Annotated in this window: 13 protein-coding genes; 3 read left to right on the top strand and 10 right to left on the bottom strand. The window is 53.8% G+C overall.

The window, feature by feature from the left end; translation table 11 throughout:
• Nucleotides 1-22: 22 nt before the first annotated feature.
• From PRECH8_RS00135 to PRECH8_RS00105, 7 genes are all read right to left on the bottom strand, one after another.
• A complete protein-coding gene (locus PRECH8_RS00135; RefSeq protein WP_200965031.1) occupies nucleotides 23-1303 on the bottom strand; it encodes a nickel pincer cofactor-dependent isomerase, group 22 in 1281 nt (426 codons plus the stop codon).
• A complete protein-coding gene (locus tag PRECH8_RS00130) occupies nucleotides 1300-2067 on the bottom strand; it encodes an SDR family oxidoreductase (protein ID WP_200965030.1) in 768 nt (255 codons plus the stop codon). The genes PRECH8_RS00135 and PRECH8_RS00130 overlap by 4 nt, the downstream gene beginning before the upstream one ends.
• A gap of 145 nt (nucleotides 2068-2212) precedes the next feature.
• Entirely contained in the window at nucleotides 2213-2875 is a 663-nt protein-coding gene (locus tag PRECH8_RS00125) for a bifunctional 2-keto-4-hydroxyglutarate aldolase/2-keto-3-deoxy-6-phosphogluconate aldolase (protein WP_200965029.1), read from the bottom strand.
• Between the two features lie 8 nt (nucleotides 2876-2883).
• A complete protein-coding gene (locus PRECH8_RS00120) occupies nucleotides 2884-3837 on the bottom strand; it encodes a sugar kinase (protein ID WP_242457344.1) in 954 nt (317 codons plus the stop codon).
• Nucleotides 3838-4414: 577 nt separating this feature from the next.
• A complete protein-coding gene (locus PRECH8_RS00115; RefSeq protein ID WP_200965027.1) occupies nucleotides 4415-6940 on the bottom strand; it encodes a glycoside hydrolase family 95 protein in 2526 nt (841 codons plus the stop codon).
• Nucleotides 6941-7244: 304 nt separating this feature from the next.
• Complete coding sequence (locus PRECH8_RS00110; RefSeq protein WP_200965026.1) at nucleotides 7245-8321, bottom strand: helix-turn-helix domain-containing protein; 1077 nt, start codon at nucleotides 8319-8321, stop codon at nucleotides 7245-7247.
• Between the two features lie 3 nt (nucleotides 8322-8324).
• Nucleotides 8325-8816, bottom strand: coding sequence for a response regulator (locus PRECH8_RS00105; RefSeq protein ID WP_200965025.1), 492 nt, complete (start codon nucleotides 8814-8816; stop codon nucleotides 8325-8327).
• Between the two features lie 331 nt (nucleotides 8817-9147).
• On the opposite strand from PRECH8_RS00105, the gene PRECH8_RS00100 reads away from it, so the two are divergent.
• Nucleotides 9148-11979, top strand: coding sequence for a glycoside hydrolase family 3 protein (locus PRECH8_RS00100; protein WP_200965024.1), 2832 nt, complete (start codon nucleotides 9148-9150; stop codon nucleotides 11977-11979).
• A 162-nt stretch (nucleotides 11980-12141) separates the two neighbouring features.
• On the opposite strand, the gene PRECH8_RS00095 is transcribed toward PRECH8_RS00100, so the two are convergent.
• Genes PRECH8_RS00095 through PRECH8_RS00085 form a run of 3 tightly spaced genes read right to left on the bottom strand, consistent with a single transcriptional unit; the run spans nucleotide 12142 to nucleotide 15624 of the window.
• Entirely contained in the window at nucleotides 12142-13458 is a 1317-nt protein-coding gene (locus PRECH8_RS00095; RefSeq protein WP_200965023.1) for a DUF4129 domain-containing protein, read from the bottom strand.
• Complete coding sequence (locus tag PRECH8_RS00090) at nucleotides 13455-14645, bottom strand: DUF58 domain-containing protein (RefSeq protein WP_200965022.1); 1191 nt, start codon at nucleotides 14643-14645, stop codon at nucleotides 13455-13457. The genes PRECH8_RS00095 and PRECH8_RS00090 overlap by 4 nt, the downstream gene beginning before the upstream one ends.
• Nucleotides 14646-14649: 4 nt before the next feature.
• A complete protein-coding gene (locus PRECH8_RS00085; protein WP_200965021.1) occupies nucleotides 14650-15624 on the bottom strand; it encodes an AAA family ATPase in 975 nt (324 codons plus the stop codon).
• Nucleotides 15625-15939: 315 nt separating this feature from the next.
• Between PRECH8_RS00085 and PRECH8_RS00080 the strand changes: the two genes are divergently transcribed.
• Nucleotides 15940-16872 carry an ABC transporter permease gene (locus tag PRECH8_RS00080; protein ID WP_242457360.1) on the top strand — a complete coding sequence of 311 codons (933 nt, stop codon included), beginning with the start codon at nucleotides 15940-15942 and terminating at the stop codon, nucleotides 16870-16872.
• Nucleotides 16873-16921: 49 nt separating this feature from the next.
• Nucleotides 16922-17800, top strand: coding sequence for a carbohydrate ABC transporter permease (locus PRECH8_RS00075; RefSeq protein WP_242457359.1), 879 nt, complete (start codon nucleotides 16922-16924; stop codon nucleotides 17798-17800).
• Nucleotides 17801-17865: the final 65 nt, after the last annotated feature.

The raw sequence follows: 17865 nt of genomic DNA, 5'->3' as shown, positions 1-17865 counted from the left end.
GGTTTCAGCCCATGTTGGCAAGTTAAGATTTCGGCAAGTACCCTTCTTCGTCGAATTCCCACTCATAAGGCTCGCTGATGATCTCGATCTGCGGATGCTGCTTCGCCTCTTCCAGCATATTCACCGAGATCTCGATCTCACCGAGATGCAGGGTATCGCGGATGCGCACAAGGCGGCACTTGGTATAGTCCAAGATGTTGCAAGTCTTAATCGCCGCTTTGATGCAGTCGCGGTCATTGGCCAGCGTTGTCGCCTGCTTGGTTGGGGACACAACGGTGGACGTAAGCCCGTTGGCATAGGTTCCCGGCCAATCCGTCTTATCGACAAGCCGCTGCGTCGTAAAGTCCGCTGTGCCGACGCCGTTGGCATTGCCCTTGGATTCCTCCGTCAAGTCGAGCACCGCGATCTTCGTCACTTCCGGTCCGCCGTAAGCATATGGCGTCGGATAACGGCCGACAACGTTCGGATCAAAGCCGTCGCCGCTGATATTCTTGCCGATGTAATCGATCACGAGCACATCAATCTGATCGAACAGCAGCTTCGGCATGCGGTTCTTCGCTTCGACGAGCAGCGCCTTCTCCCGTTCTTCCATCTCCTCGGGACCGATGACTTCGATGTGGAAGATCTTATCATAGGCATTCTCGACGATGGCGACTCCGAAGATAATCGGCAGCTTAGCCATCATCCGCTTAGCCATGGCCGGCACGTTCTCTGCCATATACTTAAACCCAAGCTGATGGCAGGCCTCCGCGCCCTTCTGCTTACCGAGACCGATCGAGATCATCTTCATCAGTCCGCTCTCGATCTCCCCGCGGAAAGCGGTGTGCGGCTTCACACGGTTGATCACGACGATCGCATCCGCTTCCTCAGCGGCGATCTTGTCACAGTAGACCGGCAGACCGTTCGGCAGGCGGTCCAGCAGCACGACTTCCATCGAGGAGCGCACCGGCACGCCCATCGTCTCTTCCGAGATGCCGAGGTGTTCCAGCACCTTCGCTTGCCCTTCGGCGGTAGCCCCGCCGTGGCTGCCCATGCATGGGACGATGAAGGGTTCTGCTCCCTTCGCCTTCAGCGCATCGATCGTCGTCTTCGTGATCTCATCGATACGCGAGATGCCGCGGCTGCCCACGGCAACGGCGACTTTCTGTCCCGGCTGCACCGCTTGATATTTGGGATGATTCTGAAGCTGCTTCTGCAGCTCACCGAGCGGATCCTCCAGCTGTGTCGCATCGAATTTCTGACGGATGCGCACCATCTTCGGGATCGGAATATCCTTGACTAATTCGTGCAGCAGATCACTCATATCGTCATCGCTCCAAACCCGCCGTCGACGCGCAGAAGGGATCCTGTCACGAAAGAAGAAGCTTTCGAAGAAGCCAGATAGACGACGGCGCCTTGTAATTCTTCCGGTTCGCCGAAACGAGCCATCGGCGTATGGCGCATGATCGATTCGATGCGGCTCTCATCGAGAATCTTGCGGTTCTGTTCCGCCGGGAAGAAGCCCGGGATGATCGCATTCACTCTGACGCGGTGCGGCGCAAATTCACGCGCCAGGTACTGGGTAACGCTGTTCACACCGGCCTTAGATGTCGAGTAAGTGAAGACGCGGGACAGCGGCGGTCCAGACGATACGGAGGAGATATTGATGATCGATCCGCCTTCGCCCTGCTCAATCATTTGCTTGCCGAAGATCTGGCACGCAAGCACGACGCTCTTCAGGTTCGTATCCATGATGCGGTCCCATTCTTCCATATCCAGTTCGAAGAACGGTGTGGAGCTGTTCACGCCGGAGGCGTTGATCAGCGTGTCCACGCGGCCTGTCCACTTCAGCACCTCATCGAGAACGGCCTCGAGATCCGCCTTGCTCGTGGAATCCGCCTGTAAGCAGATCGCTTCGCCGCCGTCTTGTTCGATCTTCTGCTTGACGGCTTCAGCCTTCTCCATATTGCGCCCGACGATGACAACCTTCGAGCCGTATGCCGCCAGAGCAGAGGCCATGGCGCTGCCCAGCACGCCATTGCCGCCGATGACGACAGAAGTTGTTCCTTGCAGATTAAAGAGATCCATGTGACCCACCCTTTCAATTATATAAAAAAACTGCAACTTGACGTCGTCTTAACGCCGCTGATCCCAACGTTCCGAAAATACCAACGTTGTTATTTTATATTATAGATTATCTGTGGCGAAATGTCTGCGTTTTTTTGTGAGAATTTTAACGGTTTTGCAAATATGGTGCGGCTGCTTCGGTGTAAGCCTTTGCACGTTCGCTGATCAACCCGTAGTTTCCGGTCTTCTCCGCCTCGCTCGTCAGATCCGAACCGATGCCTACTGCGAACGCACCGGCCTTGAACCATTCTCCGATATTGTCCAGATTCACGCCGCCCGTCGGCATGATGTTCAGCTGCGGCAGCGGTCCTTTCAGCGTCTTGATGATGCTCGGTTTGAACATGCTGCCCGGGAACAGCTTCACGATGTCTGCACCGCTCTCCATCGCTGCCTGTGCTTCTGCGATCGTAACCACCCCTGGCATCACCGGCACACGGTAACGATGGCACATCTTTACCACTTCCGGTTGGAAAGCCGGACTGACGACGAATTCAGCGCCTTCCAGAATCGCTAATCGCGCCGTTACTTCATCCAATACCGTGCCGACGCCGATGATCGGCCGATGCTCGCTTTGATCTTGGCTGTACTTGTCAACGAGCATGCGGATCGCCTGCAGAGCGCCCGGCGTCGTCATCGTCACTTCGATGATCCGGACTCCGCCGGCGATGGATTGTTCAGCCATTGCTGCAACATCTTCCGTCGATTTCCCCCGCAGCACTGCAACAACTCCGGCTTTGTGGATGTGCTGAATCGTTTGGTATTTTCTCATTCTCCCATTCACCTTTCTACGATAGTTTCTTGACGCATCGCAAGTTCCAGCTGCTCCCAAGTCGGGACGAGTTCCCAATCACCGTGTCCCTGGATGACGAAGGACGCAGAGAGATTCCCCATGCGCACGGCCTCTTCCGGCGAATATCCCTTAACGATTCCTGCCAGCAGTCCAGCGGCGAAGGCGTCCCCGGCTCCAATCGTATCCACAACGTTGTCAATCTTCTCATACGGAACCGCCGTCATACGGCCTTGGTGAATGATGACGTTCGTGTTGTTCACGCCTTTCACCACACTCAAGGCGGAAAGTTCTTTGACCTTCTCAAGCACGCGCTCTTCATCCTGCTCGCCGTACAAGAGCTTCAGCTCATCCATCCCCGGCAGGTAATAATCCGCCTGTTGAGCCAGCGGCAGCAATACCTCGCGCGCTTCTTCGATGGCCCACAGCTTCAAGCGCAGGTTCGGATCGAAACTCACCTTGACACCGTGCTGTTTCGCCATCTCGACGGCACGCTGCACCGTCCTGCGGCAGCTGTCGCTGAGAGCTGGCGTGATGCCCGTAATATGTAGGATGCTCGCTTGTGCGATGAACGATTCATCGAGATCCTCGGGCTTCATCATGCTCGCAGCGGAATTCCGCCGATAATAGAATACCTCTTCACGGCCAGCTGCCTTATGTCGCATCATGAGTCCGGTGTTGGCCGACGGGATGAGGCGGGCTTGACTGACGTCAACATTCTCTCCGCGAATGCGCTTTAGGATATATCTGCCCTGCGGCTCATCGCCCAAGTGACCGAACCAGCTGACACGCACACCCAGTCTGGCCAAGCCAATCGCTACATTGCTCTCCGCCCCGCCAAAGGAGCGATTGACCAGATCGGCAAATTCCAGCGACTGCTCCCTCAGCGGCGTAAACAGTGCCATGGATTCCCCGAAGGTGATGACATCGAAAGTTTTTGCCATGTTTGCAATCCCCCAATCTTGTTCCATCGCGTTCATTGTAGTCCATGTACCGCTGTAAAGTCTATAATCTTTGTATCAGCATTTGTGTCATCATCCAAGGCAAATAAGAACAGTCCCGCTTATTCCGTAGGATAAGCAGGAATGCGCTCTTCGTCGCCATCATGCTGCTGCGATCCTGCACGCCACTTCAGCCTATTGCATCAATATTTTTTCGATCAGGGCGCAAATAAGGGAAGCAATACTTCCTTTATTTTGTGAATGTTGCGGGTATTGTGAAAATAGTGCAATCCAAACTTCCGCTATTTTCCATAAAACACCCGATTTCCCGTCGAACTTGCGTGCCTGGAAGAAATAAGAGAAGTTTGACTTCCACTAATTCGCCAAAATCGCCTCTTTTCGCAGAATAGTGGAGATTTGACTTCCGTTATTTTTGAGATGCTTCAATATGAATCTAGGGTTGGAGCAAGGAGAACCGAGCCAATAGACGCATGCTGAACACAAATAAGCCCACATCTGCCAATTGCCGTTTCCCGGTCACGTTCAGATATGGGCTTCTATCATGTTCATGCAAACGATATTAGCGCAAACGGATCAAGTAGCGTTCGCCGGCCTGAGTGACGAAGTTGCCGCTCGCATCCACAGGCACTTCTCTTCCATCCTCGCGGGTGATGGTCAGTGCTGCTGCGGCCTTGGCCTCGTCTACCATGTCCAACGTACCCGCATCTGCGGCATCGGCCCCTGCGGAACCTGCGCCCAGATAGCGCACACGGCATGCACCGCCTTTGAGCGATGTGATGCGCGCTTCGCTCAGACGCCCGTCCTGCCAAGCGATATCCACTTCGAAAGCCCCGCGGGCGCGAAGGCCGCGCACATAACCCGTACGCCACACGGCGGGCAGCGCCGGCAGCAGATCGATCGAGCCGAGGTGGCTCTGCAGCAGCATCTCCGCGATGCCGGCTGTGCCGCCGAAGTTGCCGTCGATCTGGAACGGCGGATGGGCGTCGAAGAGGTTGGAGTACGTCGACTGGGTCAGCAAAGTTTGTACGTATCGGTGCGCCGATGCGCTGTCGTGCAGGCGCGCGAACAAGCTGATAAGCCATGCACAGCTCCAGCCCGTATGACCGCTGCCATGTTCCAGTCTGCGTTTCAGCGTGTTGCGGGCAGCTTCCATGTATTCCGGCGTTCCCTCATGGATGAGCGTTCCCGGATACAGTCCGATCAGATGGGAAAAATGGCGATGCCCAGGCTCATGCTCAGGAAAGTCCTCGTACCATTCCTGCAGCTGACCATATTGACCAATCTTATAAGGCGGCAAGCGCTTCAGCGCTGCTTCTACTTCTGCGGTAAATTCCGCCTCATCGCCGGATTCGCCGCTTACGATGCGCGCCGCTTCCAGGCAGATCTGGAGCAGCTCGCGGATGATCGAGATATCGCTGGTTGTCGCCATGGATACGCTGCATGGCCGTCCTTCTTCATCGAGGAATTTGTTCTCCGGCGATGTTGCTGGATTCGTTACAAGATAGCCGTTCGGACCTTCCACCAGCCAGTCCAGGCAGAACAGCGCTGCTTCCTTAAGCAGCGGATAGGCGTATTCCTTTAGATACTGTTCTTCCCGCTGGAACAAATACCGTTCCCACAGATGGGTCGCAAGCCATGCTCCGCCCAGCGGCCAGAACGCCCAGCTTGCGTCGCCGGCGGTCGGCGTCGACATCCGCCAAAGGTCGACGTTATGATGCGCCGTCCAACCGCGGGCCCCATAATGGATGGCAGCAGTTCGTCTGCCAGTAACCGCCAGTTCGCCAAGCATCGTTAAGAGCGGTTCATGGCATTCACTCAGGTTGCACACCTCTGCCGGCCAATAGTTCATCTCGGTATTGATATTCGTTGTGTAGTCGCAGTTCCACGGCGGCTGCACGCGGTCGTTCCAGATCCCTTGGAGATTCGCCGGCTGCGTGCCCGGCCGGGAACTACCCATGAGCAAGTATCGCCCGTATTGGAAATATAACTCCTCCAGCGATGCGCATGCCGCGCAAGTATGATCAGCCTCCGTATGATGTTCCCGATACTGCGCCAGCAGCTCATCCGTCGCCAGTGCCGTCACCCGTTCTTCTGCCGAATTCTCTTCAGTCGCTGATTCTTCCTTGTACAGCCGGAGATCCACACGGTTGAACAGTTCCCGATGATCCTGCACATGACGCTCGCGCAGTTCCTCATAAGCATATCCCTCGGCTTGCTTGAGCCACTGAGCACTGCGCACGACGGCCAAGCCGTCCTTCGCATCGGGATGCTGATCGAAGCCGCGGAAATTTGTCGCTGCGGAGAGACGAATCGTCAGCTCTGTAGCCCCGCGTACTTGCAGCATGCCGTCCTCAGTGGAAGCAACCGTGCCTTGTTCCGCTTCCACATGAACTTGTACCGCAAAGCGCAATCCATGATCCTCTTCATAGAAGATCGGATTCGGGTGAGTATTGAAATAATTGTCCGCCACATGGCTCGGACTTTGCCCGGTCATGAGCAGTCCAGCTGCTCCCTTAGCTCCTTCGGTAACTTCCACCACATGGGGATGCGGGGTGCTGAGCCGAATGTTGAGATTCATAGCCTGTTCGCGATCCGCACGAATGCGGACGACCAGCAATTGATCCGGTGCACTCACCAGATACTCCCGCTCATAGCGGACCCCGTTCCATTCATAGGTTACGGCCGCGATCCCGTTCTCGATATCCAGTTCCCGGCGATAGCTGCTGAACGCCGTATCTTCGGATATGCCCTCTATCTCTATGTGCAGGTCGCCAAGCGGCTGATAGGGCTCTACATCCCGGCCCTGCATATGCTGCTCAATCAGCGCCTGTGCTTCCGCATACTTCCCTGCGAAGATCAGCTCGCGGGCTTTGCCGAGATATCTCTGCACTTCATAATTGATCGTATCCCGCGGAAAACCTGCCCAGAGCGTGTCCTCATTTAGCTGAATGCGTTCTTCCTGCACGCCGCCGAACACCATGCCGCCCAGCCGGCCGTTGCCGATCGGCAGTGCTTCTTCCCACTCCTGAGCCGGCTGCTTGTACCACAGCTTCCAACTCCGGCTAGCTGATGTCAATCTACTCATCTTGTCCCTCCTAGTTCGCGTGATATCGTATTCACGTAATCCAATGAGAAAGAGAGCCTGGTCAAGGCTCTCCTGTATCATAGTTCGCGAGCGGAATATGGACAACCCGGTCTTCTGCAACAGATATCAGATATTATTAGTGATTGTGTCGTTTGTGTCAGGGGTGGTGTCGGGCTGCTGAGCACGGGCTCCCTCCGCCACACCTGCGTTACGCTTCTATGCGAATTTCGGAAAACACTTTAAACGCGCGTCCCCCTACGCCAACACACTGCCCACGCAAATGCTAATGCTGCTAATAACGTTGTCATTGGTTGGATGACTTCTGTTTGTTCTGCCGGTAGGCGGAAGGTGCGGTTCCCGTATATCTTTTGAATTTGCTGTGGAAATAATCCACGTTCGTGTAACCGACACGTTCGGCCACTTGGTAGACCCTCAACCCTTCTTCGAGCAGCTGTTTTGCCTTCTCGATGCGCACCTTATCCAAATATGTGTTGAAGTATTCCCCGGTTTGGTTCTTGAACATCTTGCCGAGATATGCGCTGTTATAATTGAAGACTTCAGCCAGGGACTCCAGCTTAAGGTTCTCGTGATAATTGCGGTGGATGAGATCGATCATCCGCTTCACCAGCGTATCGCTGCCCATCGCATCGAGGCGGCCCGCGATCTCGAGGAGCCGCTCTTCGATCGCCGCGAACAGCTGATGGATCGAGTCGTAATGATACAAGTTAACGATCCAGCACGCTGCTTCTTGGTGTTCCGTCCGCAGGTCTTCATGCTGCTGTACCAGCCGATTCATGATGGAATGAATCATCTGCATGCATGCCGTCTTCACGTCGTGCTCTGACAGATCGAAGCGCATCATCTCAAGCAGCAATTGGCCTAAGAGATTATGGATGCTCTCCTTGCTGGCAACATCAATCGCATAATACAGCTTCTCCGCATAGATATCGATATCGAATGCCTCTTCCAGCGTTTCGCCTTCGATCATATCCACAAGTTCCGGCGCTGTTTCCCTGCTCAGGATGCATCTCGTCTGTGCGAAGAACTTACGCTTAAGAAGCTCAAAAGCATCCTCATAGGAACGGTGAATATCAACGAAACGATACACGGTCCGACCGATGGCTGCGTAGAATTTAAAGTTTTGGTCCTTCCATACATTGGAGATCTCTTCGTAGAGTCTAGCCAGCTGTGTGATGGAGGGATAGTTGCCGCGGAGCAGGAGGCCGATCTGCAGGTCGCGCATGAAGACAACGCCCCATTCGTTCTCTTCCGCCCATTCTTCAAGGGTTTGTCTTGCCTTGCTCAATACGTCGACCTGATGTTCGCTGTCGAATTGGATGAGGAGGAGCAGTACTTGATACTGTTTCCATACTAAGTCCAATTCTTAGGCACGTGATGATAGACTCCCTGTGAATTCACCGCCGCCGGTCAGCACGGACTGGATCAGGGCTTCGCGCTGCCTTTGTGATGAATGCCCCGATTGCCGGGCTAATTCACGTTCACGATCAAGGTCCTTCTTAATCTCGACGAGATAATCGATGAGCTCGTCCTCATCGACAGGCTTCAGGATGTAGCCTTCGACCTTGCATTTGATTGCTTTTTTGGCATAGTCGAAGTCTGCATAACCGCTCAAGATCAGGAGTTTGGGAGTCCAGTTCTTACTGCGGATCGTCTCGATGAGCTGCAGTCCGTCCATGCCGGGCATACGTATATCGACGATAAGGAGATCCGGGCGCATGCGATCATATTGTTCAAGAGCATCCAAGCCGTCCTTCGCTGCATAGACCACTTGGAAGCCGTAATCCTCCCAATCGATCAATGTGCTCAGACCCTCCCGGATCAATGGTTCGTCATCTACGATCAGCACTTTGTACATCAATCGTTTGAACCCCCGTTATATTTTAGATATTAGCCACTTATTAGACCTTACCTTTATGTTATAGGAATTGTCCTCGTTAAGCAATTTTTATCGAGGGGATTAGAAAGGTTTATCGTTCACTGCAAGTCCAAAGGGTTGTGCCGTAAGAATCATGCCGCAAGAATGCCGTGCGAGCGCAACATAAGGCAGAATCGTTCTAACAATGAGTTCCATATAGAAGTTCCATCTATAAAAAACTCAGGATTTGCAACTAATAATGCAGGTATCCTTCGTTTCGAATGCAATGATACAATCAAGCCAACATGGTGTGAAAGGAGCATTCTGCGACATGTCAAGCCAAAAGCAAACCTATGAATATCCGTTTCAGAATCCGGACCTCCCCCTGGAAACAAGAGTAAACGACCTGGTGTCACGGTTGACGCGCGATGAGAAAATCAATCTGATGTGCCAATACCAAGATGAAGTCAGCCGCCTGGGCATTCCCAAATATAAACATGGTACCGAAGCAGCCCATGGTGTCGCTTGGCTGGGCGAAGCGACCACCTTCCCGCAGCCGATCGGCCTTGCCTGCACTTGGGACAAGGACCTGCTTCATCGCATCGGTGAAGTCATCGGTACGGAGGCGCGCGGTTTCTATCGCAAAGACCCCGCGGTCAATGGACTGACCATCTGGACACCGACGGTGGATATGGAACGCGATCCGCGCTGGGGACGTACAGAGGAAGCGTACGGTGAGGATCCGCAGCTCGCTGGACAACTGGCAGCCTCCCTCGTCCGCGGCATGCAGGGCGACCACCCCTTCTACCTGCGTACGGCAGCTACGCTGAAGCATTTTATCGGCAATAACAATGAAATCAAACGCGGCGAGTGCTCGGTCAGCATCGATCCGCGCAATATGCATGAGTACTACCTAAAAGCCTTCGAAATCCCCTTCGTAGAGGGCGGCGCTCAATCGATGATGACCGCTTATAACGCGGTGAACGGCGTCCCTGCGAACCTGAACCCTGACGTGATCGGGATCGTCAAGCAGCAATGGGGCATGAACGGCTTCGTCGTCAGCGACGCCGGCGATGTGCTGGGAACGGTCGATGAACATCAGTACTATGAAACTTACAAAGAAGCTGTCGCCCATACGATCAAGAGCGGCATCGACAGCATCACCGATGATCATGAGAAATCCAAACAAGCGATCCGCGACGCACTGGAGGAAGGACTGCTCACGGAAAACGATCTCGACATCGCGCTGCGCAACACCTTCCGTGTACGCTTCCGCTTGGGCGAATTCGATCCGGAGGACCGCAATCCATATGCACAGATTCAAGAGTCCGTGATCCTTGCTCCGGAACATGCGGAAGTCTCCTATGAAGCAGCATGCAAGAACGCCGTGCTGCTGAAGAACAGTTCGAACCTGCTGCCGCTGAAGGCGGATAAGCTGAAGAAGGTGGCCGTCGTCGGACCGCTGGCAGGCGTCGTCTACCGCGACTGGTACAGCGGCACCCTGCCGTATGCCGTTACGATTAACAGCGCTGTCGCGGAGAAGATGAACAATAACGTGCTTTATCACAACGGCTGTGACGTCGTGAAGCTGAAGCATGTGGCAAGCGGACGCTATGTACGCTTGGATGAAGAGGGCAAGCTGCTCGTCGATGCGGCATCTCCAGAACAGGCAGCGGAGCTGGAAGTCACCGATTGGGGCTGGAGAAGCCATACGATGCGCGCTCTGCAGAACGGCAAGTATGTCACCACCGATGACAAGCATCTGTCAGCAACAGCGGATGAGATCTACGGCTGGTTCACCAAGGAAGTCCTGATCTTGGACAAGGATGAGGAGAACAATCAACTGAAGATCAACACATGGAACGAGCATGCTGTAAGGCTGGACGAGGACGCCCGCGTTGCAGAAACCCAGGAATCCGGTTTCGAGCAGGCAGATCTCTTCGAACAGGAGATCCTTGTCGATGGTCTGGCTGAAGCTGTGGAAGCTGCCCGCTCTTCGGACGCAGCCATCGTCGTTGTCGGCAACCATCCGCTGATCAACGGCAAGGAGACCATGGATCGTCCGGATATCACGCTGCCTGAATCCCAATTGCGCTTGATTCAAGAAGTGCACAAAGTGAACTCGAACACCGTGGTCGTGATCGTCGGCAGCTATCCTTTCGCGATTAACTGGGTGGACGAGCATGTCCCAGCGATCTTGTATACTTCCCATGCAGGACAAGAACTGGGCAATGCCGTCGCCGATGTGCTGTTCGGGGATTACAACCCGGCAGGCCGCCTGAACTTCACTTGGTACCGCTCCGTCGATCAACTGCCTGACTTTATGGACTATGACATCATCAAGGGCAAGCGGACTTACCAATACTTCGACGGCGACGTTCTCTACCCGTTCGGCCACGGCCTGAGCTATTCGGAGTTCACCTACAGCAATCTCCGCATCGAACAGGATCGCATCCCGGCGGACAGCACCGTAACGATCCATGTCGATGTAACGAATAACAGCGATGTTGCAGGCGATGAGGTTGTGCAGCTCTATGTCCGCGCAGATCAGTCCCGCGTCGTTCGGCCGCTGAAACAGCTCCTCGGTTTCGAACGGGTATCGATTGAAGCGCGCGAGACGGTGACCGTCAGCTTCACGCTGAAAGCAGGCGATCTTGCCATCTGGGATGTTACTCGTGAGAAATATGTGGTTGAGAACGGTACCTATACTCTGATGATCGGCGCATCCAGCAGCGATATCCGTCTGACGGACAAGATTCGCATCGATGGAGAGACGATCCCGCCGCGCGATCTGACGAAGGTAACCTATGCCTTCAACTATGACGATTACGAAGGCGTATACCTCGATGAATGCAAGGAAGGCAGAAGCTGCATCAGCGGCATCGACACGGGGGATTGGATCAGCTTCCACGATGTTGATTTCGGCGAGGGCGTCGCATCCTTCGAAGTGCGTGCAGCAAGCGTCGAGGGGGGCACCATCGAGATTCGTCTCGGCGATCCGGAGGGCACCCTTATCGGCGAATGCCCTGTGTCTGCAACAGGCGAAGAGCAGAAGTGGCATACCTTCACCTGCAGCGTGACCGGCGCTGCCGGAAGCAGCCATAAGGTTTACTTGACATTCAAGGGCAATATGAATCTAAGCTGGTTCCGTTTCATCCGTTAATGATCGGCTCATGATTCGTCAACGGGCGTGCAGACATCTTAGAGGGCCACAAGACGATAAATTGAACGTATACAAGTCGTAAAGTGACAAAGACCAACCATGCCCCGCTAGACTCGAGCTGGTTGGTCTTTTCTTTACTGGTCGGTCATATTGCTTAGGCCCTTATGGCTTACGTTCCTGGAGTCTGCTCCGAAGTTGTTCGATCTCTTGGTCACTGGGTTCCTCCCCGCCATAGCGAGCTTGTTCATAGAGCAGCACAAGCTCCTTAGTAATCCAACCCTGTCCTTGCCGCCAGCGATTCGCATCATCCTGCAATTCTCTTGGCGTAAGCGACGGCCGGAAGCGATAACCGTCTTGGATGGCACGTATAACGGATTCGCGATAAAGGCAGCGGATTCGCTCCTGATTATTTGACAAGCTGATCCATCTGATCCGCGGCTCCCTCTCAAAGAAGGTCCGCAAGCGTTCCCCCAACTGCTTGCGGAGGTCGTTCCATTCGACCAGCCGTGTCACTTCATCCTCATAATCAAGTGCTGCCGCTTGTTCCAGTTCATCGGTAAACAGACGTCCCTTGAACCACTGATACAAATACCTTAGTCCGCTGATCAAAGCTTCTCCGATCTTATACAGCATGAACAAACCGATGACAACAGCGAGGACAAGTGCGATGGACATCGCGATCTGCTCAAGGATGACCCAGAACAGCGCAGGTTCCTGCTCTTCCATAGGCAGCATCTCTTGCAGGTTAGGATTCATCGGCGGCTGCTGTGCAGGTTCTCCGCCGATGCCCAAGGACAGGAACCAGACGACGATACGTAGGATCATATTCCACAATGCCTGCAGCCCTTCAGCTAGCTGCTTAAAACCTGCGACCAGCAGGATGAAGCCGGCGAACAGGATGATGAGCAGGCGGTTTTTCCACAGGATCGATCGGGTTACAACTCGCTGCTGTTCCTCTTGCAAGGATTCGCGATTCAAGGCATATTGATTCATCATAAACAGCGAAACCGCCAGAGCGAACATCGCGAACCAACTGGTTAAAGAGGCGATCGGCGCCATCTCGACAGAGAATCGAATGACGACGGACAGAGCAAAATACAGCATAATGCTGACGACGTAATACGTATTCGTCAGGACAAACTGGATCGGCGCCGCCGCATAGAGACCGCCTCTCACCAGCGCAAGCCAGACGGCGGGCAGACTGATCGCCGCTGCCGCCGACAGTCCGAACACCGCCCAGGCGTACAAAGCGGAGATGAACATGAACAGCAGATGGCGCAAGCTGAGCGGCTGACGCGACCAGATCCTGCGCAGCAAACAGCCGAGGACATAGAATAATGCGAAGCTGATGATCCAGATCCAGAACATTCGATCGGGGATCACATAGAGATGGACGAACAGCAGAACGGGCATCGCCAGCAGCGTCTCTAGCAGCCATGCCAGGACAGGGCGCAAGATAACTTGATAAACCAGCTTCATAGGATCACCTCTGCTCTGCTGATCTGTGCGTCATCCTGCTTGGGACCTATATCTTCATGTTCCCCGCCGCGGAGATCGTTGTCTTCCCTATTGGCCGCCACCTTGCGGACCGATGGGGCAAGGCTTAACACCGTGACAGAGTTGCCGGCCCGTTCTAACTTCTCTTTCAATTGATAGAACTTATCATTCATATAAGCGGTGATAAGCACGATGTCCAAGTTCGAACTCGCCGCACGGATCTCCTGTTCCAGCAGGACGTCAAAGGGGACGCTCCGTGCGATCTCCATGCGGGCCATCCGGTCGAGAATGTATTCATAATGCCCCTTACCCCCGGCTGCCGCGATGCGAATCGGCTCCTTCTCCCCGTTGGCAGCATAGCCGTTGGAAGCAAATCCCGCTTCCATCCCGGCATGGATCGCTTCGCGAATCATGCCTGCGGCATAAGAGATTCCCCGCTCGATCATCTCGACATCCGAAACCTGATTCCACATCTTCTCGTGATCCTGAACATTCAGCAAGACCATCAATCGGCGGTCTGCCGTGAAGTCGTGTTGATTCACCTGCAGCTTGCCGCTTCTCGCCGTGGCCTTCCAGTTGATATCACGCTGCGGATCGCCGTATTGGTATTCCCGTACACCGGCGAGCATGAAGGGATCGCTGACGATCCAGCGCCGCACGGTCACATCCCCTTGCCAGCTGTGGGAAGGAAGTTCCTCCCGTCCCGGCAGCAGCGGCTTCGGATAGACGATGAGCTGCTCCTTCAAGCTAAGTCTTCGATAGTTCGTGAAGATGCCGAACAGATCTCCCACGGTGAGTGTAGCGGAGTCAAGGGGATAGACACCTCTTCGCGCGCATGTGAGCTTATGACGGCGGATGACCTGTGTATAGGGCATCAAGCTGAAGAAACTGCGATGGTTCTGGAACAGTTCCCCTTCTCGGATCATATGGCCTTGCTGCCGGGCGAACTTCAGATTCGCGCTGAGGGAGGATTCCAACCGCACCCAAGGGACAGGTATGGCCTTGCGATTCGAGATGCGCTCCACCATTTCCACTTGATCGCCCTCATAACAGGTTGTGACTTGGAAATACCGCTGGTAACCGAGCTTCCAGAGCCCTGTCTTACGGAAGAACAAACCTTGTGCGATGATTAAGACAACCACGATGAAGATCAGCCACGTGATGTTCATCGCATCATCCCTGCGAATCCTTGAGCAGATGTTCTTCCGAAGGTACTGTTGTCTCCTGCAGGATCGCATCGATCAAGCGACCGCCGCTGTCCTGCCCCTCATATCGCAGTGCGCTTCGCAGCACCAGTCTGTGCGCCAGCACCGGCTTAGCCATCGCTTTGATATCATCCGGCGTGACATAATCGCGTCCGCGAAGGATCGCATGGACTTGAGAAGCGCGAAGCAAGGCTTGACTTCCTCTCGGGCTGACGCCGATCATCACATCGTCGTGCGAGCGGGTCCGCTCCACGATCGTAAGCAGATATCGAAGCACATCATCATGCACGGATACCTTGGCATAGGTCTCCTGCGCCTCGATGATCTGTTCTGCGTTTGCAACCGGTTGCAATTCTTCCAGCGGATTGGACTCCTTGAAACGGCGGAGGATCGCCAGTCCTTCTTCCTGAGTCGGATATCCCATCCTCACTTTGAACAGGAAACGATCGAGCTGCGCTTCCGGCAGCGGAAAGGTGCCCTGACTTTCGATTGGATTCTGTGTGGCGATCACCAGGAACGGCCGCGCTAAGCGATGCGTCTCGCCGTCGATGCTCACCTGTCTCTCCTCCATGCATTCAAGCAGGCTGGACTGGGTGCGCGGCGTTGCGCGGTTGATCTCATCCGCGAGCAGGATGTTGGTAAACAGCGGTCCTGCGCGAAAGACAAATTCTGAAGACTTTTGGTCATAATAATGAATGCCGCTCAGGTCGCTTGGCAGAAGATCCGGCGTAAACTGCACCCGTTTGAAACTGCAGTCCAAGGAACGCGCCATCGCTTTGGCGAGCATCGTCTTGCCTGTGCCGGGAACGTCCTCCAATAGCACATGCCCCGAGGTGATCAAGGCGATGAATAACAGATCGATGATTTCCTCTTTGCCGATGATTACTTGATTGACATTGGTGCGGATGCGTTCGGCGAGCGAGCGGATGTGCTCATAGGTCATCTTATCTTCCTCCCGATTCGATTCTGCGAATACTGATCCATACGATGCAAAATAATGAAGTTAGAGCTGCAGTGCAGATTTTCTGGTATGGATTCCCGCTTCCATTATAACGAATCCTGTGAAATTTGGGCTATAACATTCGAGAGTTACAGCAAATTCAACGGGAAATCAGATGGATCTACAAAAATTATATGATTTTTATACAAATCTTTTGGGTGGCTGAAAACGTTTCAGAACCTTAACATGAAAGCATAAGAAATCCCTAAAAAAGGAGGGCGAAATGTGAAAAAGTTAAACGGAAGTCACGCATCATCGTTGGAACTGCAGCAAGTGCGTAGAAACAGTTTCTGGAAGACAGCTCTCCAACAGCGTTGGCTGTACCTGATGTCCGTTCCATTTATTATCTATGTTTTTATCTTCAATTACTTACCGCTGTGGGGATGGACATATGCATTCCAAAACTACAAACCTCACCTGGGCTTCTTCGAACAGGAATGGGTTGGGTTCGAACACTTCATCCGTCTTTTCTCCGATGAGAAGTTCTATCAAGTACTTAGAAACACGCTTGCGATGAGTTTCCTCGGACTGATCGCGGGCTTCACGATACCGATTATTTTCGCATTATTGCTGAACGAGGTGCGGTTCTCATTCTTCAAACGCTTCGTGCAAACCGTATCCTACCTGCCCCACTTCGTATCGTGGGTCGTCGTCGCCAGCTTGGTGACCACGATGATGTCGATCGACGGTGGCGTGATCAACGAGCTGTTGATGACGCTGGGAATCATCGATGCCCCGATTAACTTCATGGGCAAGGGAGAATGGTTCTGGTATATCTTGACAGCAGTCGACCAATGGAAAGAGATGGGTTGGAACGCCATTATCTACTTGGCAGCGATGGCCGGCATCGACCAAGAGCTGTACGAAGCAGCAAGAGTCGATGGCGCGGGGCGTTTTCGCATGATGTGGCATATTACCCTGCCGGGTATTCGTACGACCATCGTTGTTCTCTTAATCATGGCAATCGGTCATTTGACCACGATTGGTTTTGAGAAACAGTTCCTCTTAGGGAATAACCTGACCAAAGAATATTCCGACGTCTTGGATCTGTACGCTCTGAACTACGGGATCAATATGGGCCGCTACTCATTCGGTACCGCGATCGGCGTCTTTAACTCCGTCGTGAGCATCACTCTGCTGTTGGTCGCCAACGGTATCATGAAACGAACGACGAAGGAAAGCATCATGTGATGAAGGAGGACTTATGATGGCACGAACCAACAATCGGGTGTTCAGCAGAATGTCGCCCGGCGAGATCGCATTCGAGATCAGCAACACGATCTTCATGATCTGCGTTGTCATCGCCACGCTGTACCCATTCTTGCACGTGTTGGCCCTTTCCTTGAACGATTCGTTGGATACGGTCAAAGGCGGCATTCACATCTGGCCGAGAGAGTTTACGCTGGAGAACTATAAGACGATCTTCAGCTATGACACCTTGCTGATCGGCGCAAGGAACTCCGTCTTAAGGACGATCATCGGGACCGTGCTCAGCGTCTTCGCTTGTTCGATGATCGCTTACACTTTAAGCCGCAGAGACTTCCAGCTGCGCAGATTCTTATCGGTATTCTTAGCGATGACCATGTATCTAAGCGCCGGTCTCATCCCTGGATATATGCTGATCCGCCATCTTGGCCTGATCAATACATTCTGGGTTTACATCCTACCGGGAATCGTATCCGCATGGAACGTATTCATCATCCGTTCCTTCATGGACGGTCTGCCTTATGTGCTGCAGGAGTCCGCCAAACTCGACGGTGCGAATGACTTTACGATCTACTGGCGAATCATCATGCCGCTCTGCAAGCCGGTGCTTGCAACGGTCGCCCTGTTCGTCGCCGTCGGCCAATGGAACTCCTGGTTCGATAACTACCTGTATAACTCGATGAACACGCAGCTGACGACGCTTCAGTATGAACTGCAGAAGATTCTGCAGAGTACAACCGTCGGGCAGAGCGCACCGCGCGGCCAAAGCGTCCTTGAGAACATGGCCCGCGTATCGCCGCAATCCGTTAAGATGGCGATCACCATCGTTGTTACAGTTCCGATTCTGCTCGTCTATCCGTTCCTGCAGAAGTACTTCGTCAAAGGCATGACCCTTGGAGCGGTTAAGGCTTAATTAACGCTTAATCGTTAAAGCTTCGTCTAACATTGGTATAACCAGCTGCTTACCGCGGCTGACTC

The organism is Insulibacter thermoxylanivorax (assembly GCF_015472005.1).
GTDB lineage: Bacteria > Bacillota > Bacilli > Paenibacillales > DA-C8 > Insulibacter > Insulibacter thermoxylanivorax.
The sequence above is the reverse complement of the archived record's forward strand: the minus strand, read 5'-3'. Positions and strand labels throughout refer to the sequence as shown.